The 17127-nt window shown below is 61.8% G+C and carries 14 protein-coding genes and 5 tRNA genes; all 19 read right to left on the bottom strand.

Features of this window, described 5'->3' with window-relative positions; genetic code table 11:
• Positions 1 to 335: 335 nt before the first annotated feature.
• A tRNA-Arg gene (locus C4Q26_RS19460) sits at positions 336 to 412 on the bottom strand.
• Positions 413 to 484: 72 nt separating this feature from the next.
• Positions 485 to 561: transfer RNA gene (locus C4Q26_RS19455), tRNA-Arg, on the bottom strand.
• Positions 562 to 634: 73 nt separating this feature from the next.
• A tRNA-Arg gene (locus C4Q26_RS19450) sits at positions 635 to 711 on the bottom strand.
• Positions 712 to 784: 73 nt separating this feature from the next.
• Positions 785 to 861 (bottom strand) — tRNA-Arg (locus tag C4Q26_RS19445).
• A 75-nt stretch (positions 862 to 936) separates the two neighbouring features.
• Positions 937 to 1027: transfer RNA gene (locus C4Q26_RS19440), tRNA-Ser, on the bottom strand.
• Positions 1028 to 1099: 72 nt separating this feature from the next.
• On the bottom strand, positions 1100 to 1288 hold the full coding sequence (csrA, locus tag C4Q26_RS19435; protein ID WP_003254503.1) for a carbon storage regulator CsrA: 189 nt from the start codon (positions 1286 to 1288) through the stop codon (positions 1100 to 1102).
• Between the two features lie 167 nt (positions 1289 to 1455).
• Positions 1456 to 2691, bottom strand: coding sequence for an aspartate kinase (locus tag C4Q26_RS19430; protein WP_023381586.1), 1236 nt, complete (start codon positions 2689 to 2691; stop codon positions 1456 to 1458).
• Between the two features lie 85 nt (positions 2692 to 2776).
• Positions 2777 to 5401: an alanine--tRNA ligase gene (gene alaS, locus C4Q26_RS19425; protein WP_104883412.1), complete on the bottom strand. Its 2625-nt coding sequence runs from the start codon at positions 5399 to 5401 to the stop codon at positions 2777 to 2779.
• A gap of 335 nt (positions 5402 to 5736) precedes the next feature.
• Positions 5737 to 6744 carry a succinylglutamate desuccinylase gene (gene astE / locus C4Q26_RS19420; RefSeq protein WP_023381588.1) on the bottom strand — a complete coding sequence of 336 codons (1008 nt, stop codon included), beginning with the start codon at positions 6742 to 6744 and terminating at the stop codon, positions 5737 to 5739.
• Positions 6745 to 6754: 10 nt separating this feature from the next.
• A complete protein-coding gene (locus C4Q26_RS19415) occupies positions 6755 to 7042 on the bottom strand; it encodes a hypothetical protein (protein WP_023381589.1) in 288 nt (95 codons plus the stop codon).
• Between the two features lie 14 nt (positions 7043 to 7056).
• Positions 7057 to 8406, bottom strand: coding sequence for an N-succinylarginine dihydrolase (gene astB, locus C4Q26_RS19410; protein WP_023381590.1), 1350 nt, complete (start codon positions 8404 to 8406; stop codon positions 7057 to 7059).
• 23 nt (positions 8407 to 8429) lie between these two features.
• Entirely contained in the window at positions 8430 to 9893 is a 1464-nt protein-coding gene (astD, locus tag C4Q26_RS19405) for a succinylglutamate-semialdehyde dehydrogenase (protein ID WP_023381591.1), read from the bottom strand.
• Positions 9894 to 10922: an arginine N-succinyltransferase gene (gene astA, locus C4Q26_RS19400; RefSeq protein ID WP_023381592.1), complete on the bottom strand. Its 1029-nt coding sequence runs from the start codon at positions 10920 to 10922 to the stop codon at positions 9894 to 9896.
• Between the two features lie 55 nt (positions 10923 to 10977).
• Complete coding sequence (gene aruF, locus C4Q26_RS19395) at positions 10978 to 11997, bottom strand: arginine/ornithine succinyltransferase subunit alpha (RefSeq protein WP_023381593.1); 1020 nt, start codon at positions 11995 to 11997, stop codon at positions 10978 to 10980.
• Positions 11998 to 12141: 144 nt separating this feature from the next.
• The gene (locus tag C4Q26_RS19390; protein ID WP_023381594.1) at positions 12142 to 13362 is read right to left on the bottom strand and encodes an acetylornithine transaminase; all 1221 of its coding nucleotides are present in this window, start codon (positions 13360 to 13362) and stop codon (positions 12142 to 12144) included.
• A gap of 488 nt (positions 13363 to 13850) precedes the next feature.
• Entirely contained in the window at positions 13851 to 14831 is a 981-nt protein-coding gene (gene argR, locus C4Q26_RS19385; RefSeq protein ID WP_027908222.1) for a transcriptional regulator ArgR, read from the bottom strand.
• Positions 14832 to 14930: 99 nt separating this feature from the next.
• Positions 14931 to 15695: an ABC transporter ATP-binding protein gene (locus tag C4Q26_RS19380; RefSeq protein ID WP_023381596.1), complete on the bottom strand. Its 765-nt coding sequence runs from the start codon at positions 15693 to 15695 to the stop codon at positions 14931 to 14933.
• Positions 15696 to 15717: 22 nt separating this feature from the next.
• Positions 15718 to 16416 (bottom strand): ABC transporter permease, encoded by a 699-nt coding sequence (locus C4Q26_RS19375; RefSeq protein ID WP_023381597.1) that lies wholly within the window; start codon positions 16414 to 16416, stop codon positions 15718 to 15720.
• Entirely contained in the window at positions 16413 to 17102 is a 690-nt protein-coding gene (locus tag C4Q26_RS19370; RefSeq protein WP_023381598.1) for an ABC transporter permease, read from the bottom strand. The genes C4Q26_RS19375 and C4Q26_RS19370 overlap by 4 nt, the downstream gene beginning before the upstream one ends.
• Positions 17103 to 17127 lie beyond the last annotated feature (25 nt).

Below are 17127 nucleotides of genomic sequence, written 5' to 3'. Positions count from 1 at the left end.
TAAGTCCATGGTGGTATTCCACAAGCCCCGGCGGGGCTGACGGGCGCAATCATACACTGCCTAAGCTGTCAGATCGCTTAAATTTTTGGCCAGAACAATCGTTTGCGCGATAAAGCTAGGACAACGCTCGAAGCTATCAGTGCGACGGCTGCTCTGACGTTAAAAGCACATTTATCATGCGCCTGTAGGCTTTCAGTTCGTGAAGGGACTGGGCTGCTGCGCAACCCATCGCCGGCAAGCCGACCCTTACCCGAAAGCTTAGTTGCACATTGCTGACAATTCAGCGACAACGAAAAACAAAAAGCCCGCTCGATTTGAGCGGGCTTCTTGATGTATGGCGGACTCAGGAGGATTCGAACCTCCGACCGCTCGGTTCGTAGCCGAGTACTCTATCCAGCTGAGCTATGAGTCCGTGATGGTAGTTTTAGACCAGATTACCACTGGTTGACTGAAGCCGCTTTGGTAAACAAAGCCACTTCAAAAGTGGCGGACTCAGGAGGATTCGAACCTCCGACCGCTCGGTTCGTAGCCGAGTACTCTATCCAGCTGAGCTATGAGTCCGTAGATGGTAGTTTTAGACCAGATTACCACTGGTTGACTGAAGCCGCCTTGGCAAGCAAAGCCACTTCAAAAGTGGCGGACTCAGGAGGATTCGAACCTCCGACCGCTCGGTTCGTAGCCGAGTACTCTATCCAGCTGAGCTATGAGTCCGTAGATGGTAGTTTTAGACCAGGTTACCACTGGTTGATTGAAGTCACCCTGACACACAAAGCCACTTCAAAAATGGCGGACTCAGGAGGATTCGAACCTCCGACCGCTCGGTTCGTAGCCGAGTACTCTATCCAGCTGAGCTATGAGTCCGTGTCTTGCTGCGCATGCTAGGTCGCTGAACGATCTGGCTGAAGCCTGATCAGCTACAGCGCCCTAAGCGAATAATGGCGGTGAAGGGGGGATTCGAACCCCCGATACCCTTATGAGGTATACTCCCTTAGCAGGGGAGCGCCTTCGGCCACTCGGCCACCTCACCGCAACACGAGGCGAATATTAAACAGGCTCTTCCTCGTTTGCAACCCTTTTTTTTGAAAAAACTTCAAAAAAATTAAAGGCTTGGCTCCTCGTCCTTCTCTTTCTTGATCCGCAGGTAGATTTCTTCGCGGTGAACGGCCACTTCTTTAGGGGCGCTGACGCCGATACGCACCTGGTTTCCTTTGACGCCGAGCACCGTCACGGTGATCTCGCCGTCTCCAATAATCAGGCTCTCGGCGCACCGACGAGTCAGAATCAACATAGCTTTCTCCTTACGCAAAACATTCAGGGATAACAGTCATTGGTATCAAGGCCGGTTCGAGGACATGCGACACGGCCTTTGGTTGAGCGCTGCGCAGGCAGAACAGGGGCTGCTCAACGCTCAGAAACGCGAAGGGCGCGGCAAGCCGCGCCCCTCCAGGCAGCGCCTTACTCGCCCTGTCGGGCAGGAGCGTCGAGCTCGAACGCGGTGTGCAGCGCGCGAACGGCCAGCTCTAGGTACTTCTCTTCGATCACCACCGAAACCTTGATTTCGGAAGTGGAGATCATCTGGATGTTGATGCTCTCTTTTGCCAGGGCTTCGAACATGCGGCTGGCGACGCCTGCGTGCGAGCGCATGCCAACGCCGACGATCGAGACCTTGGCGATCTTGGTGTCGCCGATCACTTCACGGGCACCGATTTCGCGAGCGGTGTTTTCCAGCACGCTATGGGCCTTCTCGTACTCATTGCGGTGTACGGTGAAGGTGAAGTCGGTGGTGTTATCGTGCGAGACGTTCTGCACGATCATGTCGACTTCGATGTTCGAAGCGCTGATCGGGCCGAGGATCTTGAAGGCAACGCCCGGGGTATCCGGCACGCCGCGGATGGTCAGCTTGGCCTCATCACGGTTGAAGGCGATACCGGAAATGATCGGCTGTTCCATGGATTCCTCTTCATCAATGGTAATGAGGGTACCTGGACCCTCCTTGAAGCTGTGCAGCACGCGCAGCGGAACGTTGTACTTGCCGGCGAACTCCACCGAACGAATCTGCAGCACCTTGGAACCGAGGCTGGCCATTTCCAGCATCTCTTCGAAGGTGATCTTCTCCAGGCGCTGGGCCTGCGGCACGACGCGCGGGTCGGTGGTGTAGACACCATCGACATCGGTGTAGATCTGGCACTCGTCAGCCTTCAGGGCAGCCGCCAGGGCTACGCCGGTGGTGTCGGAGCCACCACGGCCGAGGGTGGTGATGTTGCCGTGCTCGTCGACGCCCTGGAAGCCCGCGACCACCACTACACGCCCTTCCTTGAGGTCGGCGCGAATCTTCTGGTCGTCGATCTGCAGGATGCGCGCCTTGTTGTGCGCACTGTCGGTGAGGATACGCACCTGGTTGCCGGTGTAGGACACCGCTGGCACACCACGCTTGATCAAGGCCATGGTCAGCAAGGCAATGGTGACCTGCTCGCCGGTCGACACGATCACGTCCAGCTCACGCGGAACCGGCTGATCGGTGATCTGCTTGGCCAGGTCGATCAGGCGATTGGTTTCACCACTCATGGCCGAGAGCACAACCACCAGGTCATCGCCCGCCTCACGGTGTTTCTTGACCTTTTCGGCTACCTGCTCGATCCGCTCGATGGAACCGACAGAGGTGCCGCCAAATTTCTGTACGATCAACGCCATTTCAATGGTGCCTCAGCCCATACAGGGCCCCAAAAAAACCATCCAACATGCAGGGGCGGCCGACTAGACCAGCCGCCCCCGCATCTCAAAGTCCCTGCTCTGCGAATGGCACGGCCAGCGCCAGGGCCTGGTCCAGTGCCGCGACGTCGACGCCGCCACCCTGTGCCATGTCCGGACGGCCACCGCCCTTGCCACCCACTGCCGCAGCGGCTTGTTTCATCAGGTCGCCAGCCTTGAGTTGGCTGGAGAGGTCCTTGGTCACGCCGGCCACCAGCACGACCTTGCCCTCATGCTCGCTGCCCAGCAGGATCACTGCGTGGCCGAGCTTGTTCTTCAACTGATCGACCAGGGTCAGCAAGGCCTTGCCATCCTGCCCGTCCAGGCGGGCGGCGAGCACCTTGGCGCCCTTGACCTCAACAGCCGCGTTGGAGAGATCGTCCCCGGCGGCGCTGGCGGCCTTGGCCTGCAGCTGCTCCAGCTGCTTTTCCAGCTGACGGTTGCGCTCGAGCACAGCCGACAGCTTGTCGATCAGGTTGTCGCGGTTACCTTTGACCAGTTGCGCGGCTTCCTTTACCTGCTCTTCGGCAGCGTTCAGGTAAGCCAGCGCTGCTTCGCCGGTGACCGCTTCGATGCGGCGCACGCCCGAGGCCACGCCGCCTTCGCTGATGATCTTGAACAGACTGATATCGCCGGTGCGCTTGGCGTGGATACCGCCGCACAGCTCGACCGAGAAATCGCCACCCATGCTCAGCACGCGCACGGTATCGCCGTACTTCTCGCCGAACAGGGCCATGGCGCCCTTGCGCTTGGCGGTTTCGATATCGGTCAGCTCGGTTTCCACCGCGGTGTTCTTGCGCACTTCGCGGTTGACGATGTCTTCCAGGGCCTTGATCTGCTCCGGCTTCACCGCTTCGAAGTGGCTGAAGTCAAAACGCAGGCGCTGGCTGTCGACCAGCGAGCCTTTCTGCTGCACATGATCGCCCAACACCTGGCGCAGCGCTTCGTGCAGCAGGTGGGTAGCCGAGTGGTTCAGCGAGGTTGCGTGCTGCACATCGGCATCGACCTTGGCCGACACTGCAGCGCCGACGCTCAGATTACCGCTGGCAACCACGCCATGGTGCAGGAACGCACCACCGGTCTTGGTAGTATCACGCACGTCGAAGCGCACGCCACCGGCCTGCAGGTAGCCGGTGTCACCGACCTGGCCACCGGATTCGGCGTAGAACGGGGTACGGTCCAGAATCACCACGCCCTGCTCACCTTCGGCCAACTGCTCGACGGCCTGGCCGTCCTTGTACAGTGCGATGACCTTGCCCTGCCCTTCGGTGGCCTCGTAGCCAAGGAACTCGGTGGCGGTGTCGACCTTGACCAGGCTGTTGTAGTCCATGCCGAAGGCGCTGGCGGAGCGGGCACGCTCACGCTGGGCCTCCATTTCGCGCTCGAAGCCAGCTTCGTCGATGGTCAGCTCGCGCTCACGTGCGATGTCGCCGGTCAGGTCCATGGGGAAGCCATAGGTGTCGTACAGCTTGAACACCACGTCGCCCGGAACCACGTTACCCTTGAGTTGGGCCAGATCCTGCTCGAGGATGCGCAACCCTTGCTCCAGGGTCTTGGCGAACTGTTCTTCTTCAGCCTTGAGCACGCGCTCGATGTGCGCCTGCTGGTTCTTGAGCTCGGGGAACGCCTCGCCCATCTCGGCCACCAGTGCGGCGACGATCTGATAGAAGAAGCTGCCCTTGGCGCCCAGCTTGTTACCGTGGCGACAGGCGCGACGAATGATGCGGCGTAGCACGTAGCCACGGCCTTCGTTGGATGGCAGCACGCCGTCGGCAATCAGGAAGCCGCAGGAACGGATGTGGTCGGCGACCACCTTAAGCGACGCCTGCGCATCGTTGCTGCAACCGATGGCCTTGGCCGCGGCCGCCAGCAGGTTCTGGAACAGGTCGATCTCGTAGTTCGAGTGCACGTGCTGCATGACCGCACTGATACGCTCCAGGCCCATGCCGGTGTCGACCGACGGTGCTGGCAGCGGGTGCAGTACGCCATCGGCGGTGCGGTTGAACTGCATGAAGACGTTGTTCCAGATCTCGATGTAACGGTCGCCGTCTTCCTCCGGGGAACCGGGTGGGCCACCCCAGATGTCCGGGCCGTGGTCGTAGAAGATTTCGGTGCACGGGCCGCACGGGCCAGTGTCGCCCATGGTCCAGAAGTTGTCGGAAGCGTAGGGGGCGCCTTTGTTGTCACCGATGCGAACCATGCGCTCGGCCGGCACGCCGACTTCCTTGGTCCAGATGTCGTAGGCTTCGTCGTCGCTGGCGTAGACAGTGACCCAGAGCTTTTCCTTCGGCAGGTTCAGCCACTTGTCGGAGGTCAGGAAGGTCCAGGCGAAGGTGATGGCATCGCGCTTGAAGTAGTCGCCGAAGCTGAAGTTGCCCAGCATCTCGAAGAAGGTGTGGTGACGCGCGGTGTAACCGACGTTTTCCAGGTCGTTGTGCTTGCCGCCGGCGCGCACGCACTTCTGGCTGCTGACCGCACGGGTGTAGGCGCGCTTTTCCTGGCCGAGGAAGCAGTCCTTGAACTGGTTCATACCGGCGTTGGTAAACAGCAGGGTCGGGTCATTGCCCGGAATCAGGGAGCTGGAGGCAACTCGGGTGTGTCCCTGCTCTTCGAAGAAGCGAAGGAAGGCTTCACGGATTTCTGCGCTTTTCATAGGTTCTTCCACGGAAACGGCGGCCCTTGGGGCAAACGCGTCGACGAAACGACGGCAAAGGGCCGCATTATATCGGTCCTGCAGTCTCGATGCAGTGTGTTTATACGATAGAAACCGTCGTTTGGACGGTTTTTCGGGCTAATGCATTGGAAACGACATGGCCGGATGCTAAATCCTGCGTTTCGCTACTGGCAAGCCAATTACCGCTTACAGGGAGGGAAAATGGAACAGGCGGTGAATTAAAAGTGTTTCATGACCGTGGGATCGGCTAGCCGTGCCGCCTGCCCCACGGGCAAACCTGCTCGCACAGGGAATGAGAGCAGGTGGCGCCGGCCTCAAACCAGATGTTGGCCCGAGTCCGGCACGATCAGGATTCCCGCCCGCAGGCCATTCTTGACCTTCGGATTAGGGAAGATGATCCGCGCCCCCTCCTCCTCGACCACCCAGCGCGTCTCGGCCAGGTCTTCGGCCAGCAGGTAGCCCTTGCTTAGCTCGGAGAAGTTCTCGATGTCCGCCGGCAGGTGCAGGTGGAAGCTATCACTGTGCTTGATGATCTCGCGGGACACGCTGAACAGTTTCAAGCCATCGAGGGCGTCCTGGGTCTCGGGCTCGGTGCCTTCGATGATCTGGACCAGGCGAGCTTCCAGGCGACTCAGATTGACCTGCTCGTTCTGGCCAAACGGACGGGCCTTGCCCAGTTCCAGCGTGAAGGCTTCCGCCTCCAGCTGCTCGTAGGTAAAGGCACTGAAGGTGATCGACGACTTGCTTTGCAGCAGCACCGCCTCCATGCCTGCGGCCGCCAGCCGGGCCAGCTCACGGCGTGAATGCTTGCGCCCCTCCTTGAACGGATAAAGCGCGAACTGCTCGATCTTCGAACCGCGGATCGCAGTATGCAGGTCGTAGTGCAGGCGGGCACGCCCCGGCAGGCTGAAGAACACCCGGGCAAACTGCTCGAGCTCTGCCGCACGCAGCGCTTCATCGCCGCTGGAAAGCTCGTGACGGCCGTTGAACAGGCGATTGATATCCTGCTCGACGAAGCGCTCGCCCCGGCGGATCGCTTCCGGGTTGCCGAACAGGAAGAGAATGCGCACCTGCGGCTTGATCTTGCCACTGGCAATGCCGTGCAGCAGTTTTTCCAGCAACTCGATCGGCGCGGTCTCGTTGCCATGAATCCCGGCCGACAGCAGCAAGTCAAGTTGCTTGTCCTGCGCCTCGGGCGGACGCACCTCGAGCGCGCCCTCCCCCAGCCAACGCAAACGCACGCCCCCGACCGTTACTTGCGTCTTCTCGGCCGGTTCGTGATCGGCCAGGGTCAGGTCAAGCAATTTACCGAGGGCGAGCATAGGCGCTTCCTTAGTGGTGGTGGCCGCAATCCGGACCGTGCACGTGGTCGTCGTCACCGATTTCGGCCGGCTCCATTTCAAGCTGCAGGCTGACGAGGTTGGTGGCCATCGGGCGCAGCAAGAGGTTGGCGTACTCGGTGTCGTCTTCCTCGACGTCCACACCGATCAGCAACTGGCCGCGGCCGTCCTGCTGGATCCACACTTCCTTGCCTTGCCAGACCACGGCAAAACGGGTGCAGGAGGTTTCCAGCTGGGTGCCGTCGTCGTCTTCCAGGATCAGGCGCAGGGCGTCGGTCATTGCAAATTCTCTCTTCAAGGTTGGCGTTGGAACGGATAGACCGAGCCCAACTTAAGGATCTGGGTCAACTCATCCAGCGCGGTACGGCATTCGACCAGCAGTTGCGGGTCGGCAAGGTCCGCTTCGCCGAGGCGGTCGCGGTAGTGCTTGTCGACCCACTGTACCAGCGTGTCGTACAGCGGGGCGGTCATGATAACGCCTGGATTGACCGCCGCCAGCTCCGATTCCTTCAATGCCACGCGCAGACGCAGGCAAGCTGGCCCACCGCCGTTCTGCATGCTCTGCTTGAGGTCGAACACCTTGACCTCCTTCACCGGGCCGCCCTGGCTGGTCAACTGGTTCAGGTACGCCCAGACGCGCTCGTTGTTACGGCACTCTTCGGGCACCACCAGCAGCATCGAACCATCGTCACGGCTGAGCAACTGGCTGTTGAACAGGTAGGAGCGCACTGCGTCCTCGACCGTCACCTGTGCCCGAGGTACGCAGATGCCCTGGAAGTTACCGCCCTTGTTGGCCAGTTTAGCCTGCAGTTGGCCAAGCACCGCGCCCGTCTCCAGGAACGCATCCTCGTGATAGAACAGCACCTCGCCATTGCCCACCGAAATCACATCGTTGTGGAACACGCCCTGGTCGATCACCGCTGGGTTCTGTTGAGCGTAGACCACACCATCGTCACTCAGGCCATGCAGGCGGGCCACGGCCTGCGAGGCTTCCAGAGTCTGGCGCGCGGGGTACTTCTGCGGCGCCGGGTAGCGGCTGTCGAACGCGCTGCGACCATAGACGAAGAACTCGACACCGGCCTCACCATAGTTGCGGCAGAAGCGCGTGTGGTTGGCCGCGCCTTCGTCACCGAACTGCGCGACCGCAGGCAGCGCCGCGTGGTGGGCGAAGTGCTTGTCATCAGCGAACATCGCCGCGAGTACGCGACTGGTGGTCGGGTGCTCGATGCTGCGATGGTATTTGCAGTTGAGGTTGGCAGCCGTGAAGTGCACGCGGCCATCGGCCGTGTCGGCACTGGGACTCACGGTGGCAGCGTTGGCCACCCACATGCTCGACGCCGAGCAACTGGCCACCAACAGCGGCATGGCTTCTTTGGCTGCACGCTGGATGACCTCGGCATCACTGCCAGAGAAGCCCAGACGGCGCAGCGCGGCCACATCCGGACGCTCCTGCGGCGCCAGCACGCCTTGCTTGAAGCCCATGTCGGCCAGGGCCTTCATCTTGGCCAGGCCCTGACGCGCCGCCTCACGCGGGTTGGACGTCTGCTGGCTGTTGCTCTGCGAAGCCACGTTGCCGTAAGACAGGCCGCCATAGTTGTGGGTTGGCCCCACCAGGCCATCAAAATTCACTTCATAGGATTTCATCGGCTAGGCTCCGTGACCTGTTGTTATAGAGTGACGCCCGGCGTCAATGTCGCCGGCAAGGCAAGGCTGGCGGTCTCCAGCGAAGCCACGGGGTAAGCGCAGTAGTCGGCTGCGTAATAGGCACTGGCGCGGTGGTTGCCACTGGCACCCACCCCTCCGAACGGCGCGCTGCTGGCGGCCCCGGTCAGCTGTTTGTTCCAGTTGACGATACCGGCCCGGCTACGCAGCCAGAAATACTGGTAACGGGCATGGGAGTCGGACAACAATCCGGCGGCAAGGCCGTACTGGGTGTTGTTGGCCTCATCGATGGCAGCATCGAAATCGGCGTAGCGGATTACCTGCAGCAGCGGGCCGAAGAATTCTTCGTCCGGACGCTCAGCCACGGTCGTGACATCGACGATGCCCGGCGTCAGCAGCGCGGCCTCGGCGCGTGGCTGGGTCATTTCCAGCAGGCTTGTGGCACCTTTGCCAAGCAATTCGGCCTGAGCCGCAAGCAGCGCGCGAGCGGCCTGCAGAGAAATCACCGACCCCATGAACGGCGCCGGCTGCTGGTCGAAGGCGCCGACACTGATGCCCTTGCACACCTCGACCAACCGGGCAAGCAGCCTATCGCCCCAGGCCCCTTGCGGCACCAGTAGACGCCGGGCGCACGTGCAGCGCTGGCCAGCCGAGATGAACGCCGACTGGATGATGGTGTACACCGCGGCGTCGAGGTCCTTGACCTCGTCCACCACCAACGGGTTGTTGCCCCCCATTTCCAGGGCCAGGATCTTGTCCGGACGCCCGGCGAATTGCTGGTGCAAGAGGTTGCCGGTGCGACTGGAACCGGTGAAGAACAGACCATCGATACCTGGGTTGGCCGCCAGCGCCACGCCCGTCTCCCGCGCCCCTTGCACCAGGTTCAACACACCGGCTGGCAGACCAGCGGCAATCCAGCAGTTGACGGTCAGTTCAGCGACCTTGGGCGTCAGCTCGCTGGGCTTGAACACCACGCAGTTACCTGCCAGCAGTGCCGGGACGATATGCCCGTTAGGCAGGTGGCCCGGGAAGTTGTAAGGGCCGAACACAGCGACCACGCCATGGGGCTTGTGTCGCAGCACGGCAGTGGCGTCCGCCAAAGGGCCGCTTTTCTCGCCCGTACGCTCGCGGTAGCTCTGCACCGAGATCGCGACTTTGTTGATCATGCTGGTGACTTCGGTGGCCGACTCCCACAGCGGTTTGCCGGTTTCCTCACCGATGCAGTGGGCCAGCGCCTCGGCGTGCTGCTTGAGCTGCTCGGCGAACTTCTCTAGCACATCGATACGCGCTTCGAGGCTCAGTTGGGCCCAGGCTGGGAATGCCTGGCGAGCGGCCTGCACGGCGGCGCCCACCTGACTGGCGTCTGCGCCCCGCCCTTGCCAGATCACGGCCTGGGTGACCGGGTTCAGCGATTGCAGGGCTTCACCCTGGCCAGCCTGCCACTGGCCGGCGATGTAATGCGTGGTCATTTACTTGGCCTCCCGGCTTGCCGATAGCGGCACGGCACGAACGTTGTCACCGGCGCCCATGCGCAGGCGCTTGGCGGTCAGCGGGTCGACCACCAGGGTGCCCGCCGCCAAGCGCGCTGGCGCTGCCGTGATACGGCAGTCTTCGCGCTTGCGGTTGTGAATGATGTAGGGGGTGGCATCGTCACCCGGCGTACCGACGGCCAGCACCAGCGTCTGACTTTCGCGCACGGCGCGAATCTTCGAGGTTTCGCATTCGATGGCGGGACCTGCGTCGAAGATGTCGACATAACCCTGGTAGTTGAAACCTTCCTGCTTGAGCATGGCCAGCGCCGGCTCGGTGTCGGTGTGCACGCGGCCGATCACGGCGCGCGCCGCCTCGGACAGGAAGCAGGTATACAGCGGGAACTTGGGCATCAGCTCAGCGATGAACGACTTGTTGCCGACACCCGTCAGGTAGTCCGCCTGGCTGAACTCCATCTTGAAGAAGTGGCGTCCGAGGCTTTCCCAGAACGGCGAACGACCGTGTTCGTCGGACATACCGCGCATTTCGGCGATGATCTTGTTGCCGAACAGTTCCGGGAACTCCGCGATGAACAGCATGCGTGCCCGCGACAGCAGGCGACCATTGAGGCCGGAACGGTAGTCCCCCCGCAGGAACAACGAACACAACTCGGAGTTGCCGGTCAGGTCGTTGGCCAGGAACAGCGTGGGAATCTCCCGGTAGATGTTCAGTTCCTGGGAGGCGCTGACCGTCAGGCCGACCCGGTAGTTGTACCAGGGTTCACGCAACCCCACGGCTCCGGCGATGGCACTGATGCCTACCACCAGGCCTTCGTCGTTCTCCAGTACGAACAGGTAATCGGTATCACCGCGCTCGGCTTCGCCGCGGAAGCTTTTTTCGGCCCAGCCGACACGATGCCCAAGGCGCTCTTCATTGGCCGGCAGGGTGGTCAGGCCAGTGGTGCCGGTACTGCGAGCCAACTCGATCAGCGCGGGTAAATCGCTGCTGCGTACAGGACGAACGATCATGCTATCTCCTTGTGCAGCAGCCTGCGCCACCGCGAAACTCTTTAATGCGAAGGCCTCAAACGGCAACCAGACGCACGCTGGCGCCCTCACCAACACCCAAGGCGTCGGCCGCTTCGGCAGTCAGGCTGACCGGCTTGCCCGGCACCCAGTCCAGCTCCAGCAACACCGCACGGTAGTCCTGCAACAGGCCGTTGCACACCAGGTACGGACGCCCGCCCTTGATCGGCGCATCGTCGAGCTTGACCGGCACTACACGGCTCTGGGCGATGGAACGGATGCCGGAGGTGCGTGCATGCAAGGTCGGCCCGCCATCGAAGATGTCGATGTAGTGCTCGGTCTCGAAGCCTTCACGCATGAGGATGTCGAAGGTGATCTGCGCACGCGGGTGTACCTGCCCCATGGCCTCCTGGGCCTCATCGGGCAGCAGGGGCACGTAGATCGGGTAGTGCGGCATCAGTTCGGCGAGGAAGGTCCGGCTCTTCAGGCCGCAAAGGCGCTCGGCCTCGGCGTAGTTGAGGTCGAAGAAGTTGCGGCCGATGGCGTCCCAGAACGGCGACTCGCCCTGTTCGTCGCTGTAGCCGACGATCTCGGTGACCACCGAATCGGCGAAACGCTCGGGGTGCGACGCCATGAACAACAACCGTCCTCGCGAGTTAAGTTCTGCCCAGGCACTGTTAACCAGCTCTGGCAAGACATAGAAGCTAGTCAGCAGGCTGTTGCCAGTCAGGTCATGGCACAACGACAGTACATGGATCTTGTTGTGGATCTTCAGTTCGCGAGAGGCATGCACGAAGGTTTCGTTGCGGAAGCTGTAGAACGGCTCGGAGTACCCGGCCGACGCGACGATCGCGGAGCAACCGGCCAACTTGCCGGTGGCGCTGTCCTCAAGCACGAAGAAGTAGCTCTCTTCGCCATTGAAGCTGACTTCAGCGGCAAACGAAGTCTCGGACGCAGCGATCTTGTCGCCCAGGCGGGCGGTATCATCCGGCAGCGAAGTGACACCAATGGGGCTGTCGGCAGCCATGCGCTGCACTTCGTTGAGATCAGCCATTTGCGCGGGGCGCATCACCAGCATGGTGTCACTCCTTTGGGAAAACGGGCCGTTCACGACGGCGCGAAAAAACGGCAGGTGCGCAATCGCGCTTGCAAGCGCACACCCGCTCTGGAATTCAGGTATCGCTGGCCGAACAGCGGGGCCAGCGAAGCGACCGTCGGCCGATCAGCCCTTGGTCAGTTGCGCCACGGCGCGCTCGAAGCGGTTCAGGCCTTCATCGATGTCGGCATCTTCAACCACCAGGCTCGGGGCGAAGCGCACCACATCCGGGCCAGCTTGCAGCACCATCACGCCTTCTTTCTCGGCGGCGTTGAGCACGTCCTTGGCCTTGCCTTTCCAGGCCTCGGTCAGTACGCAGCCAATCAACAGGCCGACACCACGCACCTTGGAGAACAGGCCGTATTGCTGGCCGATCTGCTCCAGGCGGGACTTGAAGCGTTCGTGCTTGGCCTTGACGCCATTCAGGGTTTGCGGCGTGTTGACCACATCGAGCACGGCGCAGGCCACTGCACAAGCCAGCGGGTTGCCGCCATACGTGGTGCCATGGGTGCCGACGGCCAGGTGCTTGGCGAGTTCGCTGGTGGTCAGCATGGCGCCGATCGGGAAACCGCCGCCCAGGCTCTTGGCGCTGGTCAGGATATCCGGCGTCACGCCGTAGTGCTGATAGGCGTACAGCGAGCCGGTGCGGCCAACGCCCGTCTGCACTTCGTCGAAGATCAGCAAGGCGTTGTGCTCATCGCACAGTTTGCGCGCGCCTTCGAGGTAGGCCTTGTCGGCCGGAACCACGCCGCTCTCGCCCTGGATCGGCTCGATCACCACCGCACAGGTCTTGTCGGAGATCTGCGCCTTGAGCGCTTCCAGATCGTTGTACGGCACATGGCTGATGCCGGTGATCTTCGGGCCGAAACCGTCGGAGTACTTGGGCTGGCCACCGACGCTGACAGTGAACAGGGTGCGACCGTGGAAGCTGTTCACGGTGGCGATGATTTCGTGCTTCTCCGGGCCGAAGCGGTCATGGGCGACACGACGGGCCAGCTTGAAGGCAGCCTCGTTGGACTCGGCGCCGGAGTTGCAGAAGAAAGCACGCTCGGCGAAGGTCGCGTCCACCAGCTTGTGGGCCAGGCGCAGCGCCGGCTCATTGGTGAAGACGTTGGAAACGTGCCAGAGGGTGTTGGCTTGCTCGGTCAGCGCCTTGACCAGCGCCGGGTGGCAATGCCCCAGGGCGTTGACGGCGATACCGCCGGCGAAGTCGATCAACTCGCGGCCCGATTGATCCCAGACTCGGGAACCCTCGCCTCGCACAGGAATGAAGGCCGCCGGAGAATAGTTGGGAACCATGACCTGGTCGAAATCGGCACGTTGCACCGGGGCTTGCTCAACGGACATCTGAGTCTCCTGAAGAGGAACGCTGGCCTGGAAGTGGCGAGCGATGGGGGGGATTGTAAGGACTGATCCGCGCCTGTCCTTGCGGCCAAGCGACAACTTGTTACAGCGCTAAACCTTGTTTCAGCAAGGTTTTCGGCAATGCGACAAACACTGTCGCAATCGCGCAGTGTAACGGTAGAGATGGGCTGGGTGAACGGGGTTGGTTTTTGCAGTGCGGCCGAAATCGAGCGCCGCCCGCGCGGCGCATCGCGAGCAAGGCTCGCTCCTACACTTGTTTCCGGCCAATTATGTCTGTGCCAGACGCGCGCGACCGCCTTGTTTGTACAATCCAATATCGCGCCGTGCACCCAAGCGGTTGCGCGCAAATCCCACAGGCATGATGGGCCCGAAACAAGCGTAGGAGCGAGCCTTGCTCGCGATGCGCCGCGCGGGCGACGCTCGATTCACGCCCCCTCAAACCCAAGGCATGCGCCCCACCCCAGAAAAATTCAGCCTTTTTCGGCAGGCGCCGAACTCAGCTCGAACGGGCTGCTGCTACGCCGCTGATTGCGGTCTTCGCGCGGAGTGGCACCAAAGAAATTTCGATAGGCGCTGGAGAAATGCGGGCCCGACGAGAACCCGCAGGACAGGCCGATCTGGATGATCGACTTGCTGGTCTGCATCAGCATCTGCCGCGCCTTGTTCAGGCGCAGCTCCAGGTAATACTGGCTAGGTACCCGGTTGAGATACTGCTTGAAGATCCGCTCCAACTGCCGGCGCGAAACGCACACATGCTGGGCGATCTCATCGGTGGTCAGCGGCTCCTCGATATTGGCCTCCATCAACACCACCGCCTGAGTCAGCTTGGGATGACTGGAGCCCAGGCGATTCTGCAACGGAATACGCTGGCGCTCACCACCCTCGCGGATGCGCTCGACGACCAGCTCTTCGGACACAGCCCCGGCGAGCTCCGCACCATGGTCACGCGCCAGCACCGCCAGCAGCAGGTCGGTCACCGCCATGCCACCGCAGGCTGTAAGGCGATCGCGATCCCAATCGAACAGATGGCTGGTGGCGATCACCTTGGGAAAACGCTCGGCGAAATCATCCTGCCAACGCCAGTGCACCGCCGCACGGTAACCATCGAGCAGCCCAAGCTGGGCCATCGGATACACCCCGGCGGACAATCCGCCCATCATGCAACCGCTGCGCGCCAGCTGCTTGAGCGCGGACGACAAGGCAGAGCCCACGGCCTGCGGCGGCTCGTCCGCCAGCAGGAACAGCTTGTGGCAACCTTCGAGTCGACCGCTCCAAGGCTCGCCAGGAAGGCGCCAGGCGCCCTCCGGGGCCGGCTCCGCCTGCAGGAAGACCGTCTCATACACCACATCCGGATGCACCCGCTGCGCCACCTGCAACACGTCCTCGGCCAGCGCCAAAGTCAGGGGCTTGGTGCTGGGCCAGATGAGAAAACCGATTCGCTGGGTGGTCATAGGGTACGGTCCGAAACCTGAGGTTCTTCGAGTCTGTGGCGCCGGGTCAGGCTGCGCTTGCCGCGCAGCATGCCCTATTCTGGTGCAAAGGTGCAGCCTTTACTTCAGGCTGCCGGAGAGAAACTGCTGCAGGCGCTCCGATTTCGGGTTGGCCAGCACTTCACGCGGGCAACCTGTCTCCTCCACCAGCCCCTTGTGCAGGAACACCAGCTGGTTGGACACCTCGCGGGCGAAGCCCATTTCGTGAGTCACCACCACCATGGTGCGGCCTTCCTGGGCCAAGGCCTGCATCACCTTGAGCACGTCGCCCACCAGCTCTGGGTCCAACGCCGATGTCGGCTCGTCGAACAGCATCACCTCGGGCTCCATTGCCAAGGCACGGGCAATCGCCACGCGCTGCTGCTCACCACCGGACATATGGCCTGGGAAGGCATCCTTGCGATGGGCAACACCCACCTTGGCCAGGTAGTGCTCGGCTTTTTCAAGGGCTTCTTTCTTGCTCACCCCAAGCACATGCACCGGCGCCTCGATGACGTTCTCCAGCGCAGTCATGTGCGACCACAGGTTGAAATGCTGGAACACCATCGACAACCGCGAACGCATGCGCTGCAGTTGGCGCGGATCGGCAGCCTTCAGCGCGCCATCCTTGCCAGCGACCATCTTCAGCTCTTCGTTGTTGAGCAGGATCTTGCCGGCATGGGGCTGCTCGAGCAGGTTGATGCAGCGCAGGAAGGTCGACTTACCCGAGCCACTGGAGCCGATGATGCTGATCACATCGCCTGCCTTGGCCGCCAGGGACACACCCTTGAGCACTTCATGGCTGCCGTAGCGCTTGTGCAGGTCTTGGACTTCTAATTTGTACATGCTTTCGGTTCTCACAGAGCGATCAGTGCTTGCGCGGCGCCAGGTAGCCGAGCCAGCGGCGTTCGGCCATCTTGAACAGGCGCACCAGGATGAAGGTCAGGCACAGGTAGAACACGCCCGCCGTGATGTAGGCCTCGAAAGGCAGGTAGTACTGGGCATTGACCGTGCGCGCGGCACCGGTGATGTCGATCAGGGTCACGATGGAGGCAAGACTGGTGGTCTGCAGCATCATGATCACCTCGTTGCTGTACTGCGGCAGCGCACGGCGCAGGGCCGAGGGCAGCAGGATGCGTCGATACATCTTCATGCGCGACATGCCCACCGCCTTGGCAGCCTCGATCTCGCCATGGGGCGTGGCCTTGAGGCTACCGGCGATGATCTCGGCGGTATAGGCGCTGGTGTTGATGGCAAAGGCCAGGCACGCACAGAACGTCGCGCTCGACAGCCATGGCCAGAAGATACTCTCCCGCACCGCCTCGAACTGCGCCAGGCCGTAGTAGATCAGGAACAGCTGCACCAGCATCGGCGTGCCGCGGATCACATAGGTGTACAGCCAAGCCACGACATTCACCAACGGCTGCTTGGAGACCCGCATCAAGCCCAGCGGGATGGCCGCCAGCAGGCCGAACAACAGCGACAGCGCCAGCAGTTTCAGGGTGGTCAGCAATCCACCGAAGTACAGCGGCATCGCCTCCCAGACCACGTTGTAGTCGAAGATCATAGTTCAGCCACCTTGACGCCTACCGAGTAGCGTTTCTCGAGATACCGCAGGGCCAGCAGCGAGACACTGGTGATCACCAGGTACAACGCCGCCACCGCCAGGAAGAAGGTGAAAGGTTCACGGGTGGCATCGGCAGCCTGCTTGGCCTTGAACATCATGTCTTGTAGGCCGACCACCGAAATCAGCGCCGTCGCCTTGGTCAACACCAGCCAGTTGTTGGTGAAACCGGGAATCGCCAGCCGGATCATCTGCGGCACCAGGATGCGGAAGAAGACCTGGCGATTGCTCATGCCATAGGCCACGCCGGCTTCGGCCTGGCCCTTGGGAATACCGAGGAAGGCGCCACGGAAAGTTTCCGAGAGGTACGCCCCGAAAATGAAGCCCAGCGTGCCGATACCGGCGACCAGCGGGTTCAGATCGATGTAATCGTCGTAGCCAAGCAGCGGTGCCACGCGGTTGATGATGTCCTGACCGCCATAGAAGATCAGCAGGATCAGCACCAGATCCGGAATACCACGGATCACCGTGGCGTACATGTCACCCAGCCAGGCCAACCAGCGCACCGGCGACAAGCGCAGCGCCACACCGATCAGACCGAGCACGATGGCCAGGGCCATCGACGACAGGGCGAGCTGCAGCGTCAGCCACGCCCCGTCGAGGATGACTGCCCCGTAGCCTTTCAACATGATGAGGTCCTCGACCTAGAGAAAT

Source organism: Pseudomonas sp. SWI44, assembly GCF_002947915.1.
GTDB lineage: Bacteria > Pseudomonadota > Gammaproteobacteria > Pseudomonadales > Pseudomonadaceae > Aquipseudomonas > Aquipseudomonas taiwanensis.
The sequence above is the reverse complement of the archived record's forward strand: the minus strand, read 5'-3'. Positions and strand labels throughout refer to the sequence as shown.